This window comes from Nakamurella flavida (assembly GCF_030811475.1).
GTDB lineage: Bacteria > Actinomycetota > Actinomycetes > Mycobacteriales > Nakamurellaceae > Nakamurella > Nakamurella flavida.
Genome location: NZ_JAUSQV010000001.1, coordinates 3,884,258 through 3,909,712 on the forward strand (window position 1 = coordinate 3,884,258; position 25,455 = coordinate 3,909,712).

At 72.4% G+C, this 25,455-nt stretch carries 21 protein-coding genes, 1 tRNA gene and 2 riboswitches; of the genes, 17 read left to right on the top strand and 5 right to left on the bottom strand.

Translation table 11 applies throughout. The features are described from left to right. Positions 1–27: 27 nt before the first annotated feature. Positions 28–306, top strand: a riboswitch (cobalamin riboswitch). A gap of 121 nt (positions 307–427) precedes the next feature. The 3 genes from J2S58_RS17205 (at position 428) to J2S58_RS17215 (ending at position 6,146) form a co-directional block, all read left to right on the top strand. After that, positions 428–3,412, top strand: coding sequence for a ribonucleoside-diphosphate reductase subunit alpha (locus J2S58_RS17205; RefSeq protein ID WP_205256985.1), 2,985 nt, complete (start codon positions 428–430; stop codon positions 3,410–3,412). 94 nt (positions 3,413–3,506) lie between these two features. After that, positions 3,507–4,736, top strand: coding sequence for a ribonucleotide-diphosphate reductase subunit beta (locus J2S58_RS17210; protein WP_205256986.1), 1,230 nt, complete (start codon positions 3,507–3,509; stop codon positions 4,734–4,736). A 135-nt stretch (positions 4,737–4,871) separates the two neighbouring features. Further along, positions 4,872–6,146 carry an Nramp family divalent metal transporter gene (locus J2S58_RS17215; RefSeq protein WP_205256987.1) on the top strand — a complete coding sequence of 425 codons (1,275 nt, stop codon included), beginning with the start codon at positions 4,872–4,874 and terminating at the stop codon, positions 6,144–6,146. A gap of 28 nt (positions 6,147–6,174) precedes the next feature. On the opposite strand, the gene J2S58_RS17220 is transcribed toward J2S58_RS17215, so the two are convergent. The 3 genes from J2S58_RS17220 to J2S58_RS17230 all read right to left on the bottom strand — a co-directional run bounded on the left by J2S58_RS17220 (position 6,175) and on the right by J2S58_RS17230 (position 8,225). Then, positions 6,175–6,507, bottom strand: a complete 333-nt coding sequence (locus J2S58_RS17220; protein WP_205256988.1) for a DUF3817 domain-containing protein — start codon at positions 6,505–6,507, stop codon at positions 6,175–6,177. 99 nt (positions 6,508–6,606) lie between these two features. Further along, complete coding sequence (locus J2S58_RS17225; RefSeq protein WP_205256989.1) at positions 6,607–7,593, bottom strand: NAD-dependent epimerase/dehydratase family protein; 987 nt, start codon at positions 7,591–7,593, stop codon at positions 6,607–6,609. Next, positions 7,578–8,225 carry a dihydrofolate reductase family protein gene (locus tag J2S58_RS17230; RefSeq protein ID WP_205257327.1) on the bottom strand — a complete coding sequence of 216 codons (648 nt, stop codon included), beginning with the start codon at positions 8,223–8,225 and terminating at the stop codon, positions 7,578–7,580. Before J2S58_RS17230 ends, J2S58_RS17225 begins: the two co-directional genes overlap by 16 nt. 162 nt (positions 8,226–8,387) lie before the next feature. Continuing rightward, positions 8,388–8,504: riboswitch (SAM riboswitch) on the top strand. A gap of 85 nt (positions 8,505–8,589) precedes the next feature. Here J2S58_RS17230 and J2S58_RS17235 point away from each other — a divergent pair. From J2S58_RS17235 to J2S58_RS17285, 11 genes are all read left to right on the top strand, one after another. Further along, positions 8,590–9,906, top strand: a complete 1,317-nt coding sequence (locus tag J2S58_RS17235; protein ID WP_205256990.1) for a bifunctional o-acetylhomoserine/o-acetylserine sulfhydrylase — start codon at positions 8,590–8,592, stop codon at positions 9,904–9,906. Between the two features lie 37 nt (positions 9,907–9,943). Beyond that, a complete protein-coding gene (gene metX / locus J2S58_RS17240; protein WP_205256991.1) occupies positions 9,944–11,044 on the top strand; it encodes a homoserine O-acetyltransferase MetX in 1,101 nt (366 codons plus the stop codon). A 244-nt stretch (positions 11,045–11,288) separates the two neighbouring features. Beyond that, the gene (gene eno / locus J2S58_RS17245) at positions 11,289–12,575 is read left to right on the top strand and encodes a phosphopyruvate hydratase (protein ID WP_205256992.1); all 1,287 of its coding nucleotides are present in this window, start codon (positions 11,289–11,291) and stop codon (positions 12,573–12,575) included. A 147-nt stretch (positions 12,576–12,722) separates the two neighbouring features. After that, entirely contained in the window at positions 12,723–13,175 is a 453-nt protein-coding gene (locus J2S58_RS17250) for an FtsB family cell division protein (RefSeq protein ID WP_205256993.1), read from the top strand. After that, complete coding sequence (locus J2S58_RS17255; protein WP_205256994.1) at positions 13,172–13,663, top strand: DUF501 domain-containing protein; 492 nt, start codon at positions 13,172–13,174, stop codon at positions 13,661–13,663. Before J2S58_RS17250 ends, J2S58_RS17255 begins: the two co-directional genes overlap by 4 nt. Positions 13,664–13,718: 55 nt before the next feature. Beyond that, positions 13,719–14,684 carry a Ppx/GppA phosphatase family protein gene (locus J2S58_RS17260; RefSeq protein WP_205257328.1) on the top strand — a complete coding sequence of 322 codons (966 nt, stop codon included), beginning with the start codon at positions 13,719–13,721 and terminating at the stop codon, positions 14,682–14,684. Between the two features lie 51 nt (positions 14,685–14,735). After that, a tRNA-Leu gene (locus J2S58_RS17265) sits at positions 14,736–14,809 on the top strand. Between the two features lie 145 nt (positions 14,810–14,954). Then, on the top strand, positions 14,955–15,635 hold the full coding sequence (locus J2S58_RS17270; protein WP_205256995.1) for a GyrI-like domain-containing protein: 681 nt from the start codon (positions 14,955–14,957) through the stop codon (positions 15,633–15,635). 247 nt (positions 15,636–15,882) lie between these two features. Then, the gene (locus tag J2S58_RS17275; RefSeq protein ID WP_205256996.1) at positions 15,883–17,571 is read left to right on the top strand and encodes a fibronectin type III domain-containing protein; all 1,689 of its coding nucleotides are present in this window, start codon (positions 15,883–15,885) and stop codon (positions 17,569–17,571) included. Between the two features lie 167 nt (positions 17,572–17,738). Beyond that, the gene (locus J2S58_RS17280) at positions 17,739–18,512 is read left to right on the top strand and encodes a Bax inhibitor-1/YccA family protein (RefSeq protein ID WP_306829057.1); all 774 of its coding nucleotides are present in this window, start codon (positions 17,739–17,741) and stop codon (positions 18,510–18,512) included. Positions 18,513–18,549: 37 nt separating this feature from the next. Then, positions 18,550–18,855 carry a hypothetical protein gene (locus tag J2S58_RS17285; RefSeq protein WP_205256997.1) on the top strand — a complete coding sequence of 102 codons (306 nt, stop codon included), beginning with the start codon at positions 18,550–18,552 and terminating at the stop codon, positions 18,853–18,855. A gap of 14 nt (positions 18,856–18,869) precedes the next feature. Here the strand turns inward: J2S58_RS17285 and J2S58_RS17290 are convergent, their stop codons facing one another. Then, complete coding sequence (locus J2S58_RS17290) at positions 18,870–19,916, bottom strand: SGNH/GDSL hydrolase family protein (protein WP_205256998.1); 1,047 nt, start codon at positions 19,914–19,916, stop codon at positions 18,870–18,872. Positions 19,917–20,196: 280 nt separating this feature from the next. On the opposite strand from J2S58_RS17290, the gene J2S58_RS17295 reads away from it, so the two are divergent. The 3 genes from J2S58_RS17295 (at position 20,197) to ilvA (ending at position 24,188) form a co-directional block, all read left to right on the top strand. After that, a complete protein-coding gene (locus J2S58_RS17295) occupies positions 20,197–21,561 on the top strand; it encodes a cystathionine beta-synthase (RefSeq protein ID WP_205256999.1) in 1,365 nt (454 codons plus the stop codon). A 76-nt stretch (positions 21,562–21,637) separates the two neighbouring features. Further along, positions 21,638–22,849 carry a cystathionine gamma-synthase gene (locus J2S58_RS17300; protein ID WP_205257000.1) on the top strand — a complete coding sequence of 404 codons (1,212 nt, stop codon included), beginning with the start codon at positions 21,638–21,640 and terminating at the stop codon, positions 22,847–22,849. Between the two features lie 127 nt (positions 22,850–22,976). Further along, a complete protein-coding gene (ilvA, locus tag J2S58_RS17305; RefSeq protein WP_205257330.1) occupies positions 22,977–24,188 on the top strand; it encodes a threonine ammonia-lyase in 1,212 nt (403 codons plus the stop codon). Between the two features lie 182 nt (positions 24,189–24,370). Here the strand turns inward: ilvA and greA are convergent, their stop codons facing one another. Further along, positions 24,371–24,856, bottom strand: coding sequence for a transcription elongation factor GreA (gene greA / locus J2S58_RS17310; RefSeq protein ID WP_205257001.1), 486 nt, complete (start codon positions 24,854–24,856; stop codon positions 24,371–24,373). Between the last annotated feature and the right edge of the window lie 599 nt (positions 24,857–25,455).

The following is a 25,455-nucleotide window of genomic DNA, read 5'->3' on the forward strand; positions in this document are numbered from 1 at the left end:
TGGTCGCCATGGGGGACCACCACATGTACTGTCCTCCTTGCTGAAGGTTTCTCCGGCCGAGCCAGGTCGGGGAAGGTAACAGGGAATCCGGTGCGAATCCGGGACTGCCCCGCAGCGGTGAGTGGGAACGACAGCCGTCCCGCCCGTCAGGCGTCACGCCCGACGGTGCGGACAGCACTGGGAGCCGGCCGGTTCCCGGGAAGCGACGGCCACTAGGAACGGCACGCGAGCACACGTCGGGCGACCGGCGGATGACCGCGGGCCCGGCCCACGAGTCCGAAGACCTGCCCTCGGTGCACCCCCGATCCCGGGGGTGCCGTCGCTGGACCCCGTGGGAGGGTCGGTGCGCCCGGGTGTCCTCCGTGACCCCCTGTCGTGCTCTCCCCGCGGTGACCGGTGACCGGTTGCCAGCTCGTGAGGAGAGAGCATGACGCAGACCTTCACCCCGACCACGCCCCGTCCGGCCGGGACCACCGACGAGCCGGCCCAGCCGGGTTCCGGCGCCCCCCATGGCATGACGGTGTTGCGCCGGACCGGGACGACCGCCCCGTTCGACGCCGGCCGCATCTCGGTCGCGCTGACCAAGGCGTTCCTGGCCGTCGAGGGCGAGTCCGCGGGCCGCTCCTCCCGACTGCGCGCCCAGGTCATCGAGCTGACCGACGCCGTCACCGCCACCCTCGCGCGCCGCTACGGCGCCGACTCGGGCAGCGCCCCCGGTCGACCCATCGACCTCGAGGAGGTGCAGGACCAGGTCGAGCTGGCTCTGATGCGCAGCGGTGACGCCGCGGTCGCCCGCGCGTACATCCTGTACCGCGAGGAGCACCGCCGGGCCCGCAGCGAGGCGAGCGAGCTGCCTGCCGGTGAGAGCGTCACCGGCGCAGCCGGTTTCCAGGTCCTCGGTCTGGACGGCACCTGCACCCCGCTGGATCTGGCCCGGCTGGAGGCCCTGGTCACCGAGGCGTGCGACGGGTTGCCGGACACCGATGCGGCCACCGTGCTGGCCGCCACCCGGGACAACCTGTACGACGGGATCACCACCCGTGAACTGGGTCTCGCGCCGATCATGGCCGCCCGCGCCCTGGTGGAGACCGAGCCCGCGTACACGACCGTCGCGGCCCGCCTGCTCAACGACACCATGCGCGCCGAGGCGCTGAGCTTCCTGTCCGGCCGCCCCGAGCAGGCCGACGCCGGCGAGATGGCCGAGCGCTACGCGCCGTACTTCCGGGCCTTCGTCGCCCGCGGGATCGAGTGCGGTCAGCTCGACCCGACCCTCGCCGAGTTCGACCTCGACCGGCTCGGCGACGCGCTGCTCCCCGAGCGGGACGGCCAGTTCACCTTCCTGGGCCTGCAGACCCTCTACGACCGGTACTTCCTGCACTCCGACGGCACCCGCTACGAGCTGCCGCAGGCGTTCTTCATGCGCGTGGCGATGGGTCTGGCCGTGCGCGAGATCGACCGCGAGGCGCGGGCCATCGAGTTCTACCGGCTGCTCAGCTCGTTCGACTTCATGGCCTCCACCCCGACGCTGTTCAACGCGGGCACCACCCGTCCGCAGCTGTCCTCCTGCTTCCTGACCACCGTCGACGACGACCTGGACGACATCTTCCAGTCGATCAAGAACAACGCCCTGCTGGCGAAGTTCTCCGGTGGCCTGGGCAACGACTGGACCCCGGTACGGGGCATCGGCGCCCACATCAAGGGCACCAACGGGTTGTCCTCGGGTGTGGTGCCGTTCCTGAAGATCGCCAACGACACCGCGGTCGCGGTCAACCAGGGCGGTAAGCGCAAGGGCGCGGTCTGCGCCTACCTGGAGACCTGGCACGTGGACATCGAGGAGTTCCTCGACCTGCGCAGGAACACCGGTGACGAGCGTCGCCGCACGCACGACATGAACACCGCCAACTGGATCCCGGACGAGTTCATGCGCCGGGTGGAGAGCGGCGCGAGCTGGACCCTGTTCAGCCCGGACGAGGTGCCGGACCTGCACGACCTGGTGGGCACCGCGTTCAGCGAGCGCTACGCGGAGTACGAGGCGGCCGCCGACCGCGGCGAAATGCGGGTGTTCCGCCGCGTCGCCGCACTGGACCTGTGGCGCAAGATGCTCACCTCGCTGTTCGAGACCGGGCACCCGTGGATCACCTTCAAGGACCCGTGCAACCTGCGCTCCCCGCAGCAGCACGTCGGTGTCGTGCACTCGTCGAACCTGTGCACCGAGATCACCCTGAACACCCGCTCCGGCGCCGAGGCCGAGACCGCCGTCTGCAACCTGGGTTCGGTCAACCTGGCGGCCCACGTGACCGCCGACGGCCTGGACGTCGAGCGCCTGCGCCGGACGGTCACCACCGCCGTCCGCATGCTGGACAACGTCATCGACATCAACATGTACACGGTGCCCTCGGCGCGTCGGTCGAACCTGCGCCACCGGCCGATCGGCCTCGGCCTGATGGGCTTCGCCGACGCGCTGTACGCGCAGGGCATCGCCTACGCGAGCGACGCCGCGGTGGAGTTCGCTGACACGTCCATGGAGCAGCTGTCGTACTTCGCCATCGCCGCGTCCTCCGACCTAGCCGCCGAGCGGGGCCGGTACGGCTCGTTCGAGGGCTCGCTGTGGAGTCGGGGGATCCTGCCGATCGACTCGGTGGAGATCCTGGCCGACAGCCGGGGCGGGGACCTGGACCAGGACCGCACCCAGCGGCTGGACTGGGATGCGTTGCGGCAGCGGGTGATCAGCCAGGGCATGCGGAACTCCAACGTCATGGCCATCGCCCCGACCGCGACCATCTCGAACATCATCGGGGTGGCCCAGTCCATCGAGCCGACCTACCGCAACCTGTTCGTGAAGTCGAACATGAGTGGCGACTTCACCGTCGTCAACGCCGCCCTGGTCGCCGTGCTCAAGGAACGCGGGCTGTGGGACGAGGTCATGGTCGCCGACCTCAAGTACTTCGACGGGTCCCTCTGGCCGATCGACCGCATCCCGGACGACGTCAAGCAGCTCTTCGCCACCGCCTTCGAGATCGACGGCTCCTGGCTGGTCCGCGCGGCGTCCCGTCGGCAGAAGTGGATCGACCAGGCGCAGTCGTTGAACCTCTACGTGGCGGCGCCCAACGGCCGCAAGCTCGACGAGATCTACCGGCTGGCCTGGCGTACCGGGTGCAAGACGACCTACTACCTGCGCTCCACCTCGGCGACGCACGTGGAGAAGTCCACGTTGCGCGGGACGGACGGGCGGCTGAACGCCGTGTCGGCCACCCCGGTCGCGGCGCCCGCCCCGGTCGCCGTCGTGCCCGTGCCGGCTCCGGTCGCGGCGCCCATCGCCCAGGAGCGTCCGGTGCGCAGCGAGGCCGAGCTGGCCGAGGCCGAGGCCTTGGCCTGCTCCATCGAGAACCCTGACTGCGAAGCCTGCCAGTGACCGTTCGCGGTCGGGTCCTGTGACCCGGCCGCGCGGCCGGCCCCACCGGCTGCCCCGTCCGCCCCTGCACCTCCTGCTTCCCGAGAGGACCACCATGACCACGACCGATTTCTGGGCCGATTTCGACGCCCCGGCCCAGGCCCCCGCTGTCGAAGCGCGTCCGACCACGCCGGCGTCCGCGGCCGTCGCCACGCCCGCCCCGTCCCCAGCCCCCGTCCCGGCCGCGGCTCCCCAGGTCGACCCGGCTTCGTCGGCCGACGACCTGGTCACCGGACTGGGTTCCATCGACACCACCGGCGGCCGGGTCTCGGTGTCGGAGAAGTCGATGATCAACGCGCGGGCCGACGTCAACCAGCTGCTCCCGCTCAAGTACACCTGGGCCTGGGAGAAGTACCTGGCCGGGTGCAACAACCAGTGGATGCCGACCGAGGTGGGCATGCAGGCCGACATCGCGTTGTGGAAGGCCCCGGCCGGTTCGCCCGGTGGGTTGACCGAGGCCGAGCGCACCATGCTCAAGCGCAACCTGGGCTTCTTCGCCACCGCGGAGTCGTTGGTGGCCAACAACATCGTGCTCGCGGTGTACCGGAACCTGACCAACCCAGAGTGCCGGCAGTACCTGCTGCGGCAGGCCTTCGAGGAGGCCGTGCACACGCACACCTTCCAGTACATCTGCACCTCGCTCGGCCTGGACGAGGGCGAGCTGTTCAACATGTACCGCGAGGTGCCGTCGATCACCGAGAAGGACGCCTGGGCGCTGCAGTACACCCAGAGCCTGGAGGACCCGTCGTTCCGCACCGGGACCCCGGAGACCGACCAGGCGTTCCTGCGCGACCTGATCGCGTTCTACGTGATCTTCGAGGGCATGTGGTTCTACACCGGCTTCGCGCAGATCCTCTCGCTCGGCCGCCGCAACAAGATGGTCGGCATCGCCGAGCAGTACCAGTACATCCTGCGTGACGAGTCGATCCACCTGAACTTCGGTATCGACGTGATCAACCAGATCAAGATCGAGAACCCGCACCTGTGGACCCCGGAGTTCCAGGCCGAGGTCAGCGGCATGCTGGCCAAGGCGTGCGAGCTGGAGATCGCCTACGGGCGGGACACCATGCCCACCGGGATGCTCGGCCTGACCGCCGAGCAGTGCGAGCGGTACATGCACTTCATCACCAACCGGCGCTGTGGCCAGATCGGGCTGCCCCCGCTGTTCGCCGACACCGACAACCCGTTCCCGTGGATGAGCGAGATGATGGACCTCAAGAAGGAGAAGAACTTCTTCGAGACCCGGGTGATCGAGTACCAGACCGGTTCCGGTCTGAGCTGGTAGCCCGTCCGGCAGTCCGACGCGGGGGCGGTTCCGAACAGGGATCGCCCCCGCTCTGCGTCCTGCCCCCGTGACACGGAGGTCAACCGTGCGTCGTCGCACACCGTCCGCAGCCGTTCCGTCGCGCACAATCACGCCATGAGCACAGGGGAGTCCTCGGCGGACCTGGTGTCGCCGGGTGTCCAGGGTGGTCGATCGCGTCGGCGTCGATGGGTGACCGCCTCCTCCCTCGGCCCGGCGTTCGTCGCCGCTGTCGCCTACGTCGATCCCGGCAATGTCGCGGCCAACCTGCAGGCCGGCGCCCGTTACGGCTATCTGCTCGTGTGGGTCCTCGTGCTGGCCACCGCGTCGGCCGGGATCGTCCAGTTCCTGTCGGCCAAGCTCGGCCTGACCACCGGGGCCTCGCTGCCCGAGCTGGTGGGCCGCCGCACCCGGCGCTCCGGCCGGCTCGCCTACTGGCTGCAGGCCGAGGCCGTCGCCATGGCCACCGATCTGGCCGAGGTCGTCGGTGGGGCCATCGCGCTGTACCTGTTGTTCGACCTTCCCCTGCTGCTCGGTGGCCTGGTTGCCGGGGCCGTGTCGCTGTTCCTGCTGCTGGTGCAGGACCGCCGCGGACAGCGACCGTTCGAGCGCGTCATCACCGGCCTGCTGCTGGTCATCGCCATCGGGTTCGTCGCCGGGCTGTTCGTCGCGCCACCGTCCCCGTCGGGCGTGGTGGGCGGGTTGGTGCCCCGGTTCGACGGCCTGGACTCGGTCCTGCTGGCCACGGCCATGCTCGGGGCCACCGTCATGCCGCACGTGGTCTACCTGCACTCCGCCCTCACCCGGGACCGGTTCGGGGTGGTGCCCCCCGGACCGGAACGGCGTCGGCTGCTGTCGGCCACCCGCGTCGACGTGGGGATCGCGATGGTGCTGGCCGGTGCGGTCAACATCTCCATGCTGCTGCTCGCGGCGTCCGCCCTGCGTGGGGTGGACGGGGTGGACACCATCGAGGGTGCGCACGCGGCCGTGACGGCCGGGCTCGGGCCGGTGATCGGCCTGATGTTCGCGATCGGCCTGCTGGCGTCGGGCCTGGCGTCGGCGTCCGTCGGCAGCTATGCGGGCAGCGTCATCATGGACGGCCTGATCCACAAGCGGATCCCGGTGGTCTGGCGTCGGGTGATCACACTCATCCCGGCCCTGATCGTGCTCGGCTCCGGCGTGGACCCGACCTCCGCGTTGATCATCAGCCAGGTCGTGCTGTCCTTCGGTCTGCCGTTCGTCCTCGTGCCGCTGCTCCGGCTGACCGCCGACCGGGATCTGATGGGGGAGCAGGTCAACGGGCGGGTCACCCAGGTCGCCGGCTGGGCCATCACCGCGGCGATCGTCGGGCTCAACGGGGTGCTCATCGTCGGCGTGGTCACCGGGGGATAGCCCGGCCGGCGGTGACCCGGGCGGGGCGTCAGGCGGTGGCGGTGCGACCCGCGCGGGCCGGGTCGAGATGGCCGGTGCGATGGGCCCAGCGCTCGAACCACAGCGTGAACAGCGGCGGGATCGACGCGCCCAGGGCCAGGAACGTCGTCCACAGCGACCACCGCTGCGCGCGGGCGGTGAGCAGCGCGATGACTACGTAGGCGACGAACACCGCGCCGTGGATGGGCCCGAAGACCTGCACGCCGACCTCGCCGGACTGCACGACCCACTTGAAGAACATCCCGATGAGCAGCCCGGTCCACGACACCGCCTCGGCGAACGAGACGAGGCGGAACGCCTTGACGAGGGCGGTGGCAGACATCAGGACGGGTCCTCCCGGTCGGGTGTGCGACGTGCGTGCTCCTTCGTCGATTGTCCCGGGGCCGATGACCTCACCTGGGCGTTCCGGCCGCGACGACCGTCACAACCGGCGTCCGGAGCCCACCAGCGGGTTCCGGACCTCGAGCTCGCCGTGCTCGATCAGCCACGCGATGCCCTCGCGGACGGCCTCCTCCGGCTCGGCGATCGGGACGTGACCGAGCAGGGTGCGGGCCTTGTCGAGGGACGCGAACTGGCTGCGGTGCAGGTGCTCCCAGCTGGCGTCGGCGAACTCGGCGGTTGTGCCGGCGCGGAACTCGTCCCAGCTCACCGACCGGGTGCGCAGGGGCTGGTCGAACCAGCCCGCGGCGATCTCCAGGAAACCGCGGACGGTCAACGCCGACGGCGCCACCGCGTTGAACGCCTGCCCGGCGGCGGCGTCCCGGTGCTCGACGGCCAGGGCGAACACCTGGGCCACGTCGTCGGCGTGCACGTGGTGCAGGAGTTCGGACCCGGCGCCGGGGACGGCGATCTCCTCCCCGGCGCACAGTGCCTGCCACACGCCAGGATCGAGGTTGCCCAGCGGCCCGATGGGCATCCAGCCGGGGCCGCTGATGTGCCCGGGCTGCACGACGGTGGTGACCAGCCCGCCGCCCCGCGTCTCCGCGGCGAGCAGCTCGGCGATGGCCGCCTTCTGCACGCCGTACTCGCCGAACGGGGGCGAGGTGTCGTCCTCGTGCATCGGCAGCTTGTGGCTCACCCCGTACCGCCAGATCGACCCGCAGTGCAGCAGATGTCCCGTGTGCCCGCGAAGGGCGTCGACCAGGGCGACGGCGGACTCGGGGGTGAAGCAGATGAGATCGACGACCACGTCGGCGTCCAGGGCGGCCACCCGGGCGCCGAACGTGCCGGCCGCGTCCTCGGCGGTCCGGTCGACCGTGACCCGGGTGACCGAGGACCAGGCGTCGTCGGGGGAGTACGGGTGGCTCGTCCCCCGGGACAGGGCGAGCACCTCGTGACCGGCCCGGACCAGCCGGGGCACCAGGTACGTGCCGATGTGGCCACTGCCGCCGATCACCGCGATGCGCATGCGGTGAGCGTAGGTGCGGGGGAGGGGGACGACTGGCGGGGATCGCCTCCCGCGTTCCCGCCCGCGCGTGCCGCCACGTATTCCTCGATCACGACGTCGGACCGGAAGGCACGCGCGGACACGGGGGTGAAGGGGCGGGGGGCGTAGGGCGCCCGGCCGAAGAGCGGGATGCCGGCGCCGAACACGAGGGGGTTGCGCTTGATGACCAGGCGGTCGATCTCGGGGAGCAGTGACGCGGCGAGCTCACCGCCGCCGCACAGCCAGATGGATCGGCCGGTCTCCTTCTTGAGCGCGCGCACGGTCGCCACCGGATCGTGGGTGAGCGTGACGGCCGGCGCCACATCCCGGTCCTGCCGGCTCGCCACGATCTGCCGGAGGTGGGGGTAGGGACTGTCGATGCCCGCCGCCAGGGCGGGGGCGAGGGTGTTCCATCCCATGACCACGGTGTCGAACCGGGTTCCCGGGGGGTCGATCCCGAGGGCCCGGAGCACGTGTCCGGGCAGGGCGTCGGCGTATTCGTCCAGGACGACCGCCATGTGGTCACCCTCCACGGGGAAGGCATCGAAGGCACCGGTCGGGTCGGCGATGTACCCGTCCACGCTGGTGGCGACGTAGTAGACGAGCTCGCGCACGGCGTCCCCCGGTGAGCTGGTCGGGCTGGGTTCTGACACCGTGCCATCACGGGCGTGACCCCGCCATCGCATTCTGTCCGGTCCCGACATCAGGACGAGCTCGACACCGGCCGCCGTCGGGCGGCCTCCACGCGCTGGACGGCGGCGCTACCATCCCGGTCAGGTCATGAGTCCCAGCGCCAAGCCCCGGCTCGCTGGGCGGCAACCCTCCACACGCGGTGGGGTGCCCCGGGTGATGACCGGGCCGACCGCCGCCCCGGCGGCCGGCAAGCGCGGGTCCGCCTCGGGCGGACCCTGTCGGTTCCGCCGTGGGATCCGCAGTGCCGGGATCCTGCCCGGGTCGACGCGACCTGCAGGAGCAACGATGTCCCCGAACTGGTCCTTCGAGACCCGCCAGATCCACGCCGGCCAGAGCCCCGACCCCACCACGAAGGCGCGGGCGCTGCCGATCTACCAGACCACCTCGTACGCCTTCGACTCCTCCGAGCATGGCCGGAAGCTGTTCGCGCTGGAGGAACTGGGCAACATCTACACCCGGATCATGAACCCCACGCAGGCCGTGGTGGAGGACCGGATCGCCTCCCTGGAGGGCGGGGTCGGCGCACTGCTGACCGCCTCCGGGCAGTCCGCGGAGACCCTGGCGATCCTCACCCTGGCCGAGGCCGGCGACCACATCGTCTCCTCGCCGCGGCTCTACGGCGGCACCTACAACCTGTTCCACTACACGCTGCCGAAGATGGGCATCACCGTCGGATTCGTCGAGGACCCGGACGACCTGGATTCCTGGCGGGCGGCGGTGCAGCCCAACACCAAGGCCTTCTACGCCGAGTCCATGTCCAACCCGTTGCTGGACGTGCTCGACTTCCGCGGGGTCGCCGACGTCGCCCACGCGGCCGGGGTGCCGCTGATCGTCGACAACACCGTGCCCACGCCGTATCTCATCCGGCCGATCGAGCACGGCGTGGACATCGTCGTGCATTCGGCGACCAAGTACCTGGGTGGTCACGGCACGGCCGTCGGCGGCGCCATCGTCGATTCCGGCAACTTCGACTGGCTGGCCGATCCGGAACGTTTCCCGGGCTTCAACACCCCCGACCCGAGCTACAACAACCTGACCTGGGGTCGGGATCTCGGCCCGGACGGGCTTTTCAAGTCCAATGTCGCGTACATCTTCAAGGCCCGCCTGCAGGGCCTGCGGGATCTCGGCCCGGCCATCTCCCCGTTCAACGCCTGGCTCATCTCGCAGGGCATCGAGACGCTGTCGCTGCGGATGGAGCGGCACATCGCCAACGCCACCCGGGTGGCGGAGTTCCTGGCCCAGAGGCCGGAGGTCGTCTCGGTCTCCTACCCGAGCCTGGAGTCCAGCGCCTGGCACGAACGGCAGCAGCGGTACGCCCCCCACGGAGGCGGCCCCATCGTCTCCTTCGAGATCGCCGGCGGGGTCGAGGCCGGAGCCACCTTCACCGACGCCCTGGAGCTGTTCACCAACCTCGCCAACATCGGTGACGTGCGCTCGTTGGTCATCCACCCGGCGTCGACCACGCACGGCCAGCTGTCGCCGGCCGAGCAGATCACCACCGGCGTCACCCCCGGGCTGATCCGGCTGTCCGTGGGCATCGAGCACATCGACGACATCCTGGCCGACCTCGAGGCCGGGTTCGCCGCGGCGAAGTCGTCCTGAGCCGGCCGCGCCCCAGCGCACCGGCACGGTGGTCACCATGACGACGGCCCGGGAGTCGGTGCCGCACGGCGCCGGCCCCGGCCGTCGGTCCGCCGACCTCGGGCCGCTGACCACCGAGTCCGGGGCGGTGCTCCCCGAGGTCCGGATGGCGTACGAGAGCTGGGGGACGCTCGACCCCGACGGCGGCAACGCCGTCCTGGTCCTGCACGCCCTGACCGGCGACGCCCACGTGGTCGGCCCGACCGGCCCCGACCAGCCGACCCCCGGCTGGTGGGACGGGCTGATCGGGCCCGGCGCGCCACTGGACCCGGCCCGGCACTTCGTGCTGGCCGCGAACGTGCTGGGCGGCTGCCGGGGCAGCACCGGGCCGTCGTCCCCGGCCCCCGACGGCCGGGCGTGGGGTTCCCGCTTCCCCCGGCTGACCGTCCGCGACCAGGTCGCCGCCGAGGCGATGCTGGCCGACCGTCTCGGCATCACCCGGTTCGCCGCCGTCCTCGGCGGTTCGATGGGCGGCATGCGGGCGCTGGAATGGGGCGTCCTGCACGCCGACCGGATCGACCGGGTCATCGCCGTGGCCACCACCGCGGCCGCCTCGGCGGACCAGATCGCCTGGGCGGCACCGCAACTCGCAGCCATCCGGGCCGACCCGGCCTTCCTGGGCGGGGACTACCACGGCGGCCCCGCCCCGCTGACCGGGATGGCCGTGGCCCGGCAGATCGCCCATGCCACCTACCGGAGTGCCGACGAGCTGAACACCCGGTTCGGCCGCGTCCCGCAGCCCGGGGAGGACCCGGCCACCGGGGGTCGGTACGCCGTCGAGTCCTACCTCCAGCACCACGGCCGCAAGCTCGGTACCCGCTTCGATCCGCACTCCTACCTGGTGCTGACCGAGGCGATGAACAGCCACGACCTGGGGCGGGGGCGCGGCGGGGTGCGCGCCGCACTGGGGATGATCACGGCCGCGATCACCGTCGCCGTCGTGGACTCCGACCGGCTGTACCGACCGGCCGAGGGGGCGGTCGTCGCCACCGCGCCCACCGCGCGTCCGCTGCTCACCATCACCTCCGACCACGGGCACGACGGGTTCCTCATCGAGGCCGACCAGGTCGCCGCGGTGGTCCGCTCCGCGTTCGCCTGACGCCGGTCGGGGCCGCCCACTGCGCCCACGGTGGCCTGCCGGCCACCGGGTCGGGGGCGGGCGAGTCCGGCCACGAGCGCGGGACCGAGGGCTCTAGGCTGTCCTCGGCCCCGTACCCGGCCAGGCTCCCGCCGGTCCGATCGTGACCCGGGTGGCCGGCCGGTCCGGAGTCACCGCACCAGCACCCGAACTCAGCACCTGCACTGCTCAGACGAACACCTCCGGCAAGCGAAGGGATGTGCCCGTGGCGGCCATCGAACTCATCGGCGCACGCGAGATCCTCGACTCCCGGGGCAACCCGACCGTGGAGGTCGAGGTCGCCCTGGACGACGGCTCGCTGGGACGCGCCGCCGTCCCGTCCGGCGCCTCCACCGGCGAGCACGAGGCCGTGGAGCTCCGTGACGGCGACCCGGCCCGTTACCTCGGCAAGGGTGTGCAGAAGGCCGTCGAGGCCGTCCTGGAGGAGATCGGCCCCGAGCTGATCGGCTACGACGCCATCGAGCAGCGGGTCATCGACCAGAAGCTCATCGACCTGGACGGCACCCCGGACAAGAGCCGGATCGGGGCCAACGCCATCCTCGGCGTCTCGCTCGCCGTGGCCCGCGCCGCCAGCGAGTCCGCCGAGCTCGAGCTGTTCCGCTACCTGGGCGGCCCCAACGCCCACATCCTCCCGGTGCCGATGATGAACATCGTCAACGGTGGTGCGCACGCCGACAGTGGCGTCGACGTGCAGGAGTTCATGATCGCGCCGATCGGCGCCCCCACCTTCCGCGAGGCCCTGCGCTGGGGTGCGGAGACCTACCACTCGCTCAAGTCCGTGCTGAAGAAGGCCGGCTTCTCCACCGGTCTGGGTGACGAGGGCGGCTTCGCCCCGGCGCTGGCCTCCAGCCGCGCCGCGCTCGACCTCATCTCCGAGGCCATCGAGAAGGCCGGTTTCGGCTTCGGCACCGACATCGTGCTGGCCATGGACGTGGCCGCCACCGAGTTCCACTCCGAGGGCGTCTACTCCTTCGAGGGCGGCAAGAAGACCTCCGACGAGATGATCGCGTTCTACTCCGAGCTCGTCGCCAGCTACCCGATCGTCTCCATCGAGGACCCGCTGTCCGAGGACGACTGGGAGGGCTGGATCTCGATGACCGGCCAGCTCGGCGACAAGATCCAGATCGTCGGCGACGACCTGTTCGTCACCAACCCCGAGCGGCTCGAGGAGGGCATCGCCCGCGGCGCCGCCAACGCGCTGCTGGTGAAGGTCAACCAGATCGGCACCCTGTCGGAGACGCTGGACGCCGTCACCCTGGCGCAGAGCTCGGGCTACCGCTGCATGATGAGCCACCGTTCCGGCGAGACCGAGGACACCACCATCGCCGATCTGGCCGTGGCGACCGGCTGCGGGCAGATCAAGACCGGCGCCCCCGCCCGCTCCGAGCGCGTGGCGAAGTACAACCAGCTGCTGCGCATCGAGGAGAACCTGGGCGACGCCGCCCGTTACCTCGGCGAGCTGGCGTTCCCCCGTTACACCCCGGGAGCCTGACGCTCGATGACCAGCGCGCAGCGCCGGACCGCCCGCCCCTCCGCCCGGCCGTCCCGGCCCCGGGGCGGCGGGCGTCGGATCGACCCGGTGCGGCGTGAACGGTCGGGGTCGCGGCCCGGTGCCAACCGGGCCGCGACCGCCCCGCCCGTGGCCGGCCGCAGGTTCGGGCGGACCGGGTCGTCCCCCGTCGGGCCGCGGACGGTCCTGCCGAAGTCCCGGCTCACCCGCCAGCTGGCCATCCTGGGCATCGTGCTCTGCGCCGTCGCGCTGACGGTGGCCTTCCCGTTGCGGGGATACCTGGAGCAACGGTCCGTGCAGGCCGCCGCGGCCGCCGAGCAGGTCGAGCTGCAGGCGCAGAAGGCGGACCTGGAGGCCCAGGTCGCCGCGCTGCAGGACCCCGACCACATCCGCACCGAGGCCCGCCGCCGGCTGCAGTACGTCAGTCCCGGCGACACCGTCTTCACCGTGCACGCCCCCGGCGCCCCGGTCGTGATCGACGCACCCGTCACCGCCGCCCCGCCGCCGCAGTCCTGGTACTCCGGGCTGTGGGAGACGGTCACCGAACCCGCCGCCGCACCGAACGCCACCGGGACACCATGACCGCGCTCGACGCCGCCGACCGCGATCTGCTGATCCGCGAGCTCGGCCGGCCCCCGCGCGGCGTGGTCGGGGTCGCCTACCGCTGCGACCACGGGGTACCCGCGGTGGTCCGCACCGCCCCCCGGCTGGAGGACGGGACTCCGTTCCCCACCACGTACTACCTGTGCTGCTCGGTCCTCGCCGCCGCGGTCAGCCGGATGGAGTCCGAGGGGCTCATGCGGGAGATGACCGAGCGGCTCGAGCACGACGAGGACCTCGCCCGGGCCTACCGCGCCGCCCACGAGGCCTACCTGGCCGATCGGCTCGAGCTCGGTGACCTCGGTACCCGGGTCTCCGCGGGCGGGATGCCCGACCGGGTCAAATGCCTGCACGTGCTCGTCGCGCACTCCCTGGGCGTCGGGCGTGGGGTCAACCCGCTCGGGGACGAGGCCGTGGACCGGCTCGACGAGTACTTCCGTGGCGCGAAGTCCTGCGCCCGGCTGGCCTGAACCCGCCGTGACCGACCCCGCCGAGCCCGCGTCCGCGCGGACGCCGACCGACCCGATGCGCGTCGCCGCGATCGACTGCGGGACGAACTCCATCCGGCTGCTCGTCGCCGACGTCACCCCGGCCGATCCGGCCCGCGGCGTGCCCGCCCACCTGGTCGACGTGCACCGGGAGATGCGGGTCGTCCGGCTGGGCGAGGGGGTCGACGCCACCGGGCGGATCTCCACCCAGGCCCTGGACCGCACCTGGGTCGCCCTGGCCGACTACACCGCGATCCTGCGGGCCTCGGGCGCCGTGGACATCCGGATGGCGGCGACCTCGGCGACCAGAGACGCGGCCAACCGCGCCGACTTCGTGGCCATGGTGGTGGACACCCTGGGCCAGGAGCCGGAGGTGATCACCGGCGAGGATGAGGCCGCGCTCTCCTTCGCCGGCGCCGTCGGCGATCTCGATCCGTCGACCGGGCCGTTCCTGGTCGTGGACATCGGCGGTGGCTCCACCGAGATGGTGGTCGGCGACATGCGGGGCGGGCGGGTCGAGATCGCCGGGGCGGTCAGCCTCGATCTGGGCTGCGTACGGATCACCGAACGGTTGCTCCGCGCCGATCCGCCGACCCCCGAACAGCGGGCCACCGCCCGGGACTGGGCGACCGGCCTGATCTCCGGCGGCCTGGACCGGCTGCCGCTGTCCGGCGTCCGGCGGCTCATCCCCGTCTCCGGGACGGCGACCACGGTCGCGGCCGCGGCGCTCCGGCTGCAGCGGTACGACCCCCTCGCGATCCACCTCGCCGACATCTCCGCCGACTCCGTCGGCCGGGTCGCCGACACCCTGCTGCGGGCCACCCGCGCGCACCGCGCGATGTTGCCCTACATGCATCCCGGCCGGGTCGACGTCATCGGCGGCGGATCCCTGATCCTGTCCGTGCTGGTCGACGAGGTCCGGCGGCGGCTCCCCGCCATCGAGGCGATCACCGTGTCCGAGCACGACATCCTCGACGGGCTGGCCCTGTCCCTCGCCCGCTGACCCGCATCCGTGGTCGCCGGTCTGGCACGCTGTGGCCCGGCCGGTCCACCGGCCCCCGTAGCCCAATCGGCAGAGGCAGGCCCCTTAAAAGGGTCACAGTGTGGGTTCGAATCCCACCGGGGGCACCGATCACCCTCCGCCGGAGGCGACCGACCACGGTTCGTCGGGCCGTCGCCCCGTTGGGTTGTCTCCCCGCGCTCCTTCCGGGTGGCCGGGGCCGCCGGGGCCTTCTACGGTCTGGCCAGGGGCAACGGCGGACGGGGGCGCATCGTGACGGATTCCGGCGGCAGCACCGGCGACATCGGCCCTCGCCACACCAGGTCCTTCGACATCAAGAAGGAACGGCGCGATCTCTACGCGCCCCGCGCGGGATGTTTCGTCGAGGTCGACGTGCCCCGCCTCCGGTTCCTGATGGCCGACGGGCACGGGGATCCGAACACCGCGCCGGTCTACCGGGAGGTGGTCGAGGCGCTGTACACGCTGTCCTACGCCTGCCGGGCGGTGGCGAAGGCGGAACTCGGCCGGGTGCACACCGTCGGCCCGTTGGAGGGGCTGTGGTCGGCGGAGGATCCCGCGGCCTTCCGGACCCGGGACAAGGACGCCTGGGACTGGACGATGCTCGTCGTCCAGCCCGACTGGATCACCCCGGAGGTGTTCGCCGCCGGCCGGAAGCGTTGCGCCGAAAGGGATCTCGCAGCCGCGCACCGGGTCCGGCTGGCCGACCTGGACGAGGGGCTCAGCGTGCAGACGTTGCACATCGGGCCCTACGACGACGAGGGCCCGGTCCTGCGTCGGCTGCACGAGGAGCATCTGCCCGCTCACGGCCGGGTGCCCACCGGGCCGCACCACGAGATCTACCTGTCCGACCCCCGCCGTACGGACCCGTCCCGGCTGCGCACCATCCTGCGGCAGCCGGTCGCCCCGGCCCGTATCGCCGCGTCGTCGGAGTGACGACCGCACTCACCGACAGCCAAGCAGTCGGGCGAACTGCACCCCGCCCGGGGGAGTGCATCGGCTCCACCGACCCGTCCTGACGACACGTTTGCCGAAACGTTGGCCGATCGTGACCACAAGTGCGCGTTAGGGGGTTACTCTTCGTGTAGCTGAGGGGGGCTCAGCGTAATCACCTGCCCTGTGGGGGACCTTCACCATGCGTCGTCTGACCTCTCTGTGCCTCGCCGTGTCGATCGCCGCGTGCGTGACGACCCTGTCCCCGACCGGGGCCCAGGCCGCGCCCGCCGTACCGGCCGCCGGCGCCGACACGGCCGACGGAGCGACCCGCCCCGTGGTCCCCACCGACGACGCCACGGTTCGCCGGGCGCCGGTCTCGCTGCAGTACTGGGCCTTCGGCACCTCCCGCGCGTGGGCGCCCACCCGGTTGGCGGCGACCGCGGTCGCCGGCGGGCAGAGCACGGTGAGCTGGGCCGCCCCCGTGCGCGGCGCCCGATCGGTGCTGGCCTACGTGGCCACCCGCCGGGCCACGGTCGACGGGGTGGCGCAGGTGCGGGCGGACTTCGTCACCGTCCGGTCCGCATCGGTGCGCTACACCGACCTGGCCCCGGCCGTCCGGTACACCGTCACCGTCCAGCCGCTGAGCGTCACCGGGTTCGGGCCGTCGGCGGCCATCGCGCTCGCATCCCCGGCGGTGGCTCCGGGAGCCCCCACCGGGGTGACCGCCCGACCCGGTGATGCCGCCGGAACCGTCGCCGTCGCGTGGCAGGCACCCGACCGGACCGGTGGAGCCGCCCTCACCGGCTACCGCATCGTGGCCACGCCGGCCGGTGGCGCTGCGGGTGCCCCCGTCAGCGTCCCGGCGTCCGCGCGGACCACCGTCCTCACCGGGCTCACCGCGGGCACCCGGTACCGCCTGGCGGTCAGCGCCGTCAGCTCCGCCGGCACGGGGTCCGCGGCCGTCGTGGAGTACACCGTTCCGGTGCCCGCCCCGGTCGGCCCGTCCGTGGCCGCCCTGGACACCGCCGCCCAGCGGGTCGTCCGCGTCGCGCACGACGGCACCGTGGTGCCGCTGGGCAGCTCGACGCTGACCCGGGGCGATTCGATCGCCGTCGACGCGGCGGGTGACGTCTTCGCGGCCGACCGCGGCGGGGACACCGTGCTGCGCTATGCCGCCGGCACCGGGACGCAGAGCACCGTCGGGTCCGGGTGGACCGATCCGCAGCAGATCCAGACCGACGCCCAGGGTCGGGTCTACGTGCTGGACGGCACCCGCGTCGTGCGGATCGCCGCCGACGGCACCTCGACGACCGTGCTCGGCACCGTCGACAAGGCCCGGTTCCTGGTCGTGGACGCGGCCGGCAACGCCTCCGTGCTGTGGGACTCCTCCTACCGCGTCTGGAAGATCACCACCCTGCCCGCCGCCGGGGGCGCTCCGGTCGTCCGCTCGCTGGAGCCGGGCTACGGCATCCGTTCCGCCCGCATCGCCGCCGACGGGACGCTGTACCTGGAGCGCGAGGCCTCCGGCGGCAGCGGCGCGTCCTGGATCGTCCGGGTCGCCCCGGGGTCGGTCGAGGAGACCCAGTTCAGCGACCGGAACGCGATCTACGCCTACACCGTGGATCCCGCCGGCGCGCTGGTGCTGCTGCAGAGCCGCAACGAGTGCCTGGTGCCGAACACGGACGCCGGGTGCGTGTCGGACCGCGCGGTCGACGACGTGCTGACCGTCCCGGCCGGTGCCGACGCCGGGACGACCACCCCGGTGTCGGGTCTCGCCCTGCCGGTGGGTGGGCTGGACGCCGCGGCGGACGGTCTGTACGTCGCCCGGACGGGTGGCGGGCCGGCCGGGTTGGTCCGCTACGGGATCGACGGCGGTGCACCGACGGTGATCGCGGCCGGGGCGTTCGCCGACCCCGAGGTCCTCACCGCGTCCTGAGGGTGATCCTCCCGGGGCCGCCCGGCACCGGGAACGAAAGCCCGACCGCCCTCGTTGCCAGGGTGGAACGGTCCTCGTTCCGCGTCGAGCGGTCGGCCCCGGCCACGCCCGACGACGGCGACGAGGACGTTCCACCAGACCGAGTCAGAACCGTTCCGGAGGTTCCCGTGCAGACCAGCAACCCCGCCTTCAAGAAGATGGGCGCGACCGCCGACGCCCAGCGGCAGGCGGCGCCCAGCGCCGAATACCTGAACCAGATGTACGCGAAGCCGTCGGCCGGGGTGCCCGCCCGCGAGCGGTTCCTGACCATCGACGACGTGGTGATGAAGACCGCGACGATCCTCGGCATCGCCGTTATCGCAGGCGCTCTCACCGCCTGGAGCGGGCTGACCGCGCTGGCCCTGCCGGCCGTCCTCGTCGGATTCGTCCTGGCCCTGGTCATCATCTTCAAGCAGTCGAGCAACCCGTTCCTGATCTCCGCCTACGCGGCGGCGCAGGGGGTGTTCCTGGGCACCATCACCAGCCTGTTCAACTCGATCTACCCCGGCATCGGCCTGCAGGCCATCGTCGGCACGGTGGGCGTGTTCGCCGCCATGCTCGTCGTCTACAAGACCGGCGCCATCCGGGTCACCCCGAAGCTGACCAAGGTCATCATCGGCTCGATGATGGGCATCCTGGTCCTCGTCGTCTTCAACCTGATCATGGGCCTGTTCGGCGTCGAGACCGGGCTGCGCAGCGGCGGGACGATGGCCATCATCTTCTCGCTGGTCATCATCGTGGTCGCCGCGCTCAGCTTCCTGCTCGACTTCGACGCCATCGACAAGGGCATCAAGGCGGGCCTGCCGGCCAAGACGTCCTGGTACTTCGCCTTCGGCCTCATGGTCACGCTGGTCTGGCTGTACATCGAGATCCTGCGTCTGCTCAGCTACTTCCGCGACTGAGTCCGCACCGTGCCGCCGTGGGCGGCACACTGCGGGGGTGATCACCCCGCACACCTCCGGGCCAGGCCCGCAGATCGACGCGTTCACCGGTCGGCTGCGGGCCTGGCCCGTCTCGTCCTGGCGGCACGGAGACCGGGCCGCGCGCACCCGGCGGGCCCTGCAGGAGCTGGCCGACCTGGCCGCCCCGCAGCCTGGCGAGCACCCCGTGCCCGATCTGGGTGCGCACGTGCTCGCCGATCAGCTCGTCGTGCTGGTGCGGGCCGCCCGGGACGCCGGGGTGGAGGAGGACCGGCTCGCCGGTCTGCTGGACGCCCTGGCCGGGGATCTCGGTCTGCGCCGCTGATCAGGGCCGACCCGTCACTCCGCCGGTCGGGCCGGCCGGGGTACCTCGTCTCCGCCCAGCACGGCCCGCAGGACAGCGGGCAGCAGGGCATCGACGGCCCGGGCGTACCCGGCGCCCGACGGGTGGAAGCGGTCGGCGGCGAAGAGCTCCGGTCGTCCCGCGAACTCCGGACTGACCAGCTGGCCGATGGCCACCGGCTCGCCGCCCGCCCGGATCACCTCCCGGGCCTGCTGATCGGCGAGCCGGTGCGACCACGTCCGCAACAGCGTGCGCAGCGGTTGGGGGATGGCGCCGATGACCCCGAAGTCCGGGCACGTCCCGACGGCCACGGGCATCCCGGCTCGGGTCGCCTCCCCGACCATCGCGCCGAGCAGGCGGGCGGACAGATGCGGCGACACCTTGTCGCGGATGTCGTTGGCGCCGACCACCACGACGACGACATCGGCCCCGCCCGGACCGACCAGGGCGAGCTGGCGGTCCAGGTCGGCGGCGCCCACCCCCACCACCCCGAGCGTCCGCAGCGCGACGGGCCGACCGGCCGCGCGGGCCAGCCCACGGGCCAGCATGACGCCGGGGAGCTCGTCGGCGACGGTGCAGCCGAAGCCGACGGCGGTGGAATCGCCGAGCATGGCCAACCGCAGCACCCCGCCGGCACCGTCCGGTGCACCGTCGACCAGCTCACCCGTGGGCCCGTACACGCCGTCGCCGCGCGGTAGCCACCGCTGGGCGGTGGCGTCCGCCGCCTGCTGGGCGGCGCCGCCGACCGCACCCCACGTCGACGGGGCGTACGAGCCGTCCAATCGTGCCGCGGTCAGCGCGGCCTCGGCGAGCGCGGGATCCTGGGTGAGGACGGGCCCCACCTCGTGCTGGGCGTGCTCGATGCGGCGGGCGGTCGACCGGGCCTGCCGGAGCAGACCGGCCACCGCGGCCCCGGTCACCCCGGCGAGCAGACCGGCCCCGGCCAACGCCAGGGTCGCCGCGTGCAGCAGAGCCGTCGGATCGGCCTCGTGGTGCCCGGCCGTCGGTTTCCGTGCCGACTCGGTCCGTCCCGGTCCCGTCATCGCTCCACCCCCATGTTCCAACCCACTGCTCGTCCCCTCCTGGGCAACCCCGGGCCCCTCCCGGCTGTTCCCGCCCGCGCCGGCCGTTCCCGTCCGCCCCTCCTGCTCGCTGCATCACACCATCGCTCTCGTCGGCCCCCCGTTCGGCGAGGGGGACCGGTCGCCCGGACCACCGGCGACCACGAGCCCGATAGCCTGGCCGAGACATCCCTCCGGTCCCGACCGCACGCCCCCGGGCGCCCCGGCCGCACCGGACGGGCCCCGGTGAGAGGACAACTCCGTGCGGTACGCGAACTCCGTGGTCGACCTCGTCGGCAACACCCCGTTGGTCAAGCTGGGCCCGCTGGCGAAGGGCCTCGCCCCGCTGATCCTGGCCAAGGTGGAGTACGTCAACCCCGGCGGGAGCGTCAAGGACCGGATCGCGATGAAGATGATCCTGGCCGCCGAGGAGTCCGGCGAACTGCAGCCCGGCGGCACGATCGTGGAGCCGACGAGCGGCAACACCGGCGTGGGCCTGGCCCTGGTCGCCCAGCAGCGTGGCTACTCCTGCGTCTTCGTCTGCCCGGACAAGGTCAGCGAGGACAAGCGGAACGTGCTGCGCGCCTACGGCGCTCAGGTCGTGGTGTGCCCGACGGCCGTCGCGCCGGAGGATCCGCAGTCCTACTACTCGGTGTCCGACCGGCTCACCCGGGAGATCCCCGGCGCGTGGAAGCCCGACCAGTACGCCAACGTCAACAACCCGGCCAGCCACTACGAGACCACCGGCCCGGAGATCTGGGCGGACACCGAGGGTCGGGTCACCCACTTCGTCACCGGCGTCGGCACCGGCGGCACCATCTCCGGTGTCGGGCGCTACCTCAAGGAGGTCTCCGGCGGGGCGGTGCAGATCATCGGCGCCGATCCCGTGGGCTCGGTGTACTCCGGCGGGACCGGTCGGCCCTATCTCGTCGAGGGGGTCGGGGAGGACTTCTGGCCGTCGGCCTACGACCCGTCGATCGCCGACCGCATCGTGGCCGTCTCCGACGCCGAGTCCTTCGCCATCACCCGGCGGCTGGCGCGCGAGGAGGGGCTGCTGGTCGGCGGCTCCTGCGGGATGGCGGTGGCCGCCGCCCTGAAGGTCGCCCAGGAGCTCACCGCCGACGACGTGCTCGTCGTGCTGCTGCCCGACGGCGGCCGCGGGTACCTGTCCAAGATCTTCTCCGACAGCTGGATGAGCTCGTACGGCTTCCTGGAGCGCGACGGCGAGGCGACGGTGGGGGAGGTGCTCCGCGGCAAGGACGGCGCCCTGCCCGACCTGGTGCACACCCACCCCAACGAGACCATCCGCGACGCCGTGGCCATCCTGCGTGAGTTCGGGGTCTCCCAGATGCCCGTGGTCAACGCCGAGCCCCCCGTGATGGCCGGCGAGGTGGTCGGCGCGGTCTACGAGCGGGACCTGCTCGACGCCCTGTTCACCGAGCACGCCTCGCCGGCCGATGCGGTCGCCACCCACATGGCGCCCTCGTTCCCGCTGGTCGGGGCGGGGGAGAGCGTCGAGGCGGCGCGGGCCGCCCTGGAGAAGGCGGACGCGATCATGGTGGTCGAGGACGGCAAGCCGGCCGGGGTGCTGACCCGGGCCGATCTGCTGGGCTTCCTGACCGTCTGAACCCGCCCCCTGCGGCCGGCCGGGGACCCCGGCCGTCACGGTCGGGTTGTCGGGGCCGGGAACTACGCTGACCGGCATGACCGGCCCCGATTCCTCCGCTCCCGTACCGCCCGCCCCGTCTCCCCTCCCGGCCGATCGCGGTGCGCCGTCGGGTGACGGGTTCGCCACCCGGGCGATCCACGCCGGTCAGGAGCCCGAGGCGGGCACGGGTGCCGTGGTGGTGCCGATCTACCAGACGTCGACCTTCGCGCAGGACCTCCCCGGGGAGACCCGCGCCGGGTACGACTACTCGCGCGCCGGCAACCCGACCCGGACCGCGCTCCAGGAGGCCCTGGCCTCGCTGGAGGGCGTGCGGCACGGCACCGCGTTCGCCTCCGGGATGGCCGCCGCGGACACCGTCATCCGTTCCGTGATGCGGCCCGGGGACCACGTGATCATCCCGGACGACGCCTACGGCGGCAGCTTCCGTCTCATCGACAAGGTCTGCGTCCCCTGGGGCATCAGCTACACCCCGGTGCCGCTGGGCGATCTGGACGCAGTGCGTGCGGCGGTCCGGCCGACCACCCGGCTGATCTGGTGCGAGACGCCGACCAACCCCCTGCTGGGCATCGCCGACATCGCCGGGCTGGCCGAGATCGCGTCCGCCGCGGGGGCGAAACTGGTGGTGGACAACACTTTCGCCACCCCGTACCTGCAGCAGCCCGCCTTGCTGGGCGCCGACGTGGTGCTGCACTCGACGACGAAGTACCTGGGTGGGCACTCCGACGTGGTCGGTGGGGCACTGCTCACCGACGACGACGAACTGGGGGAGTCGTTCGGGTTCCTGGCCAAGTCGGTCGGCGCCGTCGCGGGACCGTTCGACGCCTGGCTCACCCTGCGTGGCATCAAGACCCTCGCCGTCCGGATGGACCGGCACTGCGACAACGCGGAGGCCGTCGTCGAGCTGCTCAGCGAGCACCCCAAGGTCGGCCGCGTCTACTACCCGGGACTGGATGCGCACCCCGGGTCGGACATGGCCGCCGGCCAGATGTTCCGGTACGGCGGCATGGTGTCGTTCACCGTGGTCGGCGGGCAGGAGGCCGCCACCAAGGTGTGCGCCCGGACGCGGTTGTTCACCCTGGCCGAGTCGCTCGGCGGGGTGGAGTCGCTCATCGAGCACCCGGGCCTGATGACCCACATGAGCGTGGCCGGGACGAGCCTGCAGGTGCCGGCCGACCTGGTCCGGCTCTCGGTGGGCATCGAGGACGTGCAGGATCTGCTCGCCGATCTCTCCGACGCGCTGGACTGACCCGGTGACCGAACCCGCCCGGCCCACCGCGCCGCCGGCTGCCGCTGTCGCCGAGACCGCCCTGCAGGACGCCGATCTCGGTGCGGTGACACCCGGCGCCGCCCGCCCGGTGACGATCCCGGACGCGATCCCGCACGTCAGCGTGGCCGAGATCCGCGAGGCGGCGGAGCTGCTGCGCGGGGTGGTCCGGTACACCCCGATGGAGTCCTCCCGGCCGTTGCACGACCTGGTCGGCGGTCCGGTGCACCTCAAGTGCGAGAACCTGCAGCGCACCGGCTCGTTCAAGATCCGCGGCGCCTACCTGCGCATCCTGCGGCTGACCGAGGCCGAACGGGCCCGGGGCGTCGTGGCGGCCTCGGCCGGCAACCATGCCCAGGGGGTCGCCCTGGCCGCCGCCCTGCTCGGGGTGACCGCGCAGGTCTACATGCCGATCGGTGCGTCCATTGCGAAGCTCACCGCCACCCGGGCCTACGGCGCTCACGTCGACCTGGTCGGCGCCACCCTGGACGAGGCGCTGGTCGAGGCCCGGGCGTACGCCGACCGGACCGGCGCCGTCCTGGTCCACCCGTTCGACCACGCCGACATCCTGCGCGGGCAGGGCACCGTCGGGCTGGAGATCCTCGAGCAGGTGCCGGACGTGGCCACCGTGGTCGTCGCGGCCGGCGGCGGCGGTCTGATCAGCGGGGTCGCCGCGGCCATCAAGCCGCAGCGACCGGACGTGCGCATCGTCGGGGTGCAGGCCGAGCAGGCCGCGGCCTGGCCGGGTTCGCTCAAGGCCGGCCATCCGGTGCGCGTGGGCAGCATGTCGACGCTGGCCGACGGCATCGCCGTGGGCCAGCCCACCGACCTCACGTACCAGCACGTGGACGATCTGGTCGACGAGGTCATCACCGTCTCCGAGGACGACCTGTCCCGGGGGATGCTGCTCTGCCTGGAGCGGGCCAAGCTGATCGTCGAGCCCGCGGGCGCGGCCGCCGTGGCCGCCGTGCTGGCCCGGCCGGACCTATTCACCCCGCCGGTGGTCGCCGTGCTGTCCGGCGGCAACATCGACCCGCTCCTGCTGCTGCACGTCACCCAGCACGGGCTCGTCGCCGCTGGGCGCTTCCTGTCGCTGCGCATGGAGATCCCGGACCGGCCGGGCTCGCTCGCCACCCTGCTGGCCGAGGTGGGCGAGCTGGGCGGCAACGTCGTGGACGTCGAGCACTCCCGGGTCGCCTCCATGCTGCCGCTCGGCGACGTCCAGGTCGCGCTGCGTCTGGAGACCCGCGGTCCGGCCCACTGCGACGAGGTGGTGGGCGCACTGGTCGCCTCGGGCTACCGGATCCTCGACCGCAGCTGAGCCTGCGCCGGATGGCCCGTCGCCCCGGGTCGGGGGCGGAGGGGGTCGCAGCGACCGGTGCGCCGGGCGGGTGGGACGCAGAACGGCGGCGCGAACCTCGTGGTCCGCACCGCCGTCCGGTCGTGCGCTGGTTCAGGTCGTGCTCGATGCTCCGTCGCCGGTGAGGCGCGGGCGGGCAGCGATCAGAAGGGCTTGGCCTCGACCAGGGTGACCTTCTGCGTGCGGCCGTTGGGCAGTGCGTACTCCCGCGACTCTCCCTGCGCGGCACCCAGGATGGCCTGGCCCAGGGGGGACTGCGGCGAGTAGACCTGCAGGGCGCCGTGGGCGCCCTCCTCGCGGGAACCGAGCAGGAAGGTCTCCCGGTCCTCGTCGTCGCCGTCATAGGCCACCGTCAGCACCATGCCGGGCTCGGCCCGGCCGTCGTCCGCCGGCCGCACGCCCACCTGGGCGTTGCGCAGCAGCTCCTGGAGCTGGCGGACGCGGTTCTCCTGCTTGGCCTGCTCGTCACGGGCGGCGTGGTAGCCACCGTTCTCCTTGAGGTCACCCTCCTCGCGGCGGGCGTTGATCTCGGCGGCCAGGGCCGGTCGGTTCGCGACCAGGCCGTCCAGCTCGCCCTTGAGGCGATCGTGCGCCTCCTGGGTCAGCCACGTCACGGCGACTCCGGTCATGGCAACTCCTCGGGGTATGGCTCCACACCGCCGGGGACCGGCCATGCGGAGAATCGGTGTGCACTGCCTTGCGAGAGCCGGTCGCGAGCCGCGTGTCCGCTCTCGAAGGTGGCACCAGGGAAACAGCACGACGGCCCGGTGAAGGGCCGTCGAAGGCATGATGTTAGCACGCGGAAGGCTTTCGGCAGCGATTCCTGCGTTTTCGCCCACCCCGTCGGCATGCCCTCTGACGTGCAGGTACGTGGCCCGCGGGGCGTTTTCCGGGCAGCTGTGCGGGGGCGGTCGCCCACGGTCGCCGGGGAATACCGCGGCGGTGCCGACGGAGCGCGGGGTGGCCAGCCTCATGCCCCGGCGGGGCCGCGATGTCGGTGTGCCGGGGGAGAATGGCGGGCGACGCCACAGCGCACCGATGAGAACCGTCGCCGAGCAGGTCCCGCCCGCGGGTCCGGCGGTGCGGCACAGCAGGAGGACACCCGTGAGCCAGACCAGTTCGCTGACCGACGAGGTCGGCTCGACGGCCGTCGACCGGACCGGGGAGCAGGCCATCGCCGGAGCTCCGCAGCCCAGCACCGATCTGTCCGACGCCGCGGCCCAGCGCC

What these genes read in the sequence shown, in the direction of transcription:
- J2S58_RS17205 (WP_205256985.1), top strand. Translation starts at nt 428, where the DNA reads ATGACGCAGACCTTCACCCCGACCACGCCCCGTCCGGCCGGGACCACC.
- J2S58_RS17210 (WP_205256986.1), top strand. Translation starts at nt 3,507, where the DNA reads ATGACCACGACCGATTTCTGGGCCGATTTCGACGCCCCGGCCCAGGCC.
- J2S58_RS17215 (WP_205256987.1), top strand. Translation starts at nt 4,872, where the DNA reads ATGAGCACAGGGGAGTCCTCGGCGGACCTGGTGTCGCCGGGTGTCCAG.
- J2S58_RS17220 (WP_205256988.1), bottom strand. Translation starts at nt 6,507, where the DNA reads ATGTCTGCCACCGCCCTCGTCAAGGCGTTCCGCCTCGTCTCGTTCGCC.
- J2S58_RS17225 (WP_205256989.1), bottom strand. Translation starts at nt 7,593, where the DNA reads ATGCGCATCGCGGTGATCGGCGGCAGTGGCCACATCGGCACGTACCTG.
- J2S58_RS17235 (WP_205256990.1), top strand. Translation starts at nt 8,590, where the DNA reads ATGTCCCCGAACTGGTCCTTCGAGACCCGCCAGATCCACGCCGGCCAG.
- metX (WP_205256991.1), top strand. Translation starts at nt 9,944, where the DNA reads ATGACGACGGCCCGGGAGTCGGTGCCGCACGGCGCCGGCCCCGGCCGT.
- J2S58_RS17255 (WP_205256994.1), top strand. Translation starts at nt 13,172, where the DNA reads ATGACCGCGCTCGACGCCGCCGACCGCGATCTGCTGATCCGCGAGCTC.
- J2S58_RS17260 (WP_205257328.1), top strand. Translation starts at nt 13,719, where the DNA reads ATGCGCGTCGCCGCGATCGACTGCGGGACGAACTCCATCCGGCTGCTC.
- J2S58_RS17290 (WP_205256998.1), bottom strand. Translation starts at nt 19,916, where the DNA reads ATGACGGGACCGGGACGGACCGAGTCGGCACGGAAACCGACGGCCGGG.
- J2S58_RS17300 (WP_205257000.1), top strand. Translation starts at nt 21,638, where the DNA reads ATGACCGGCCCCGATTCCTCCGCTCCCGTACCGCCCGCCCCGTCTCCC.
- greA (WP_205257001.1), bottom strand. Translation starts at nt 24,856, where the DNA reads ATGACCGGAGTCGCCGTGACGTGGCTGACCCAGGAGGCGCACGATCGC.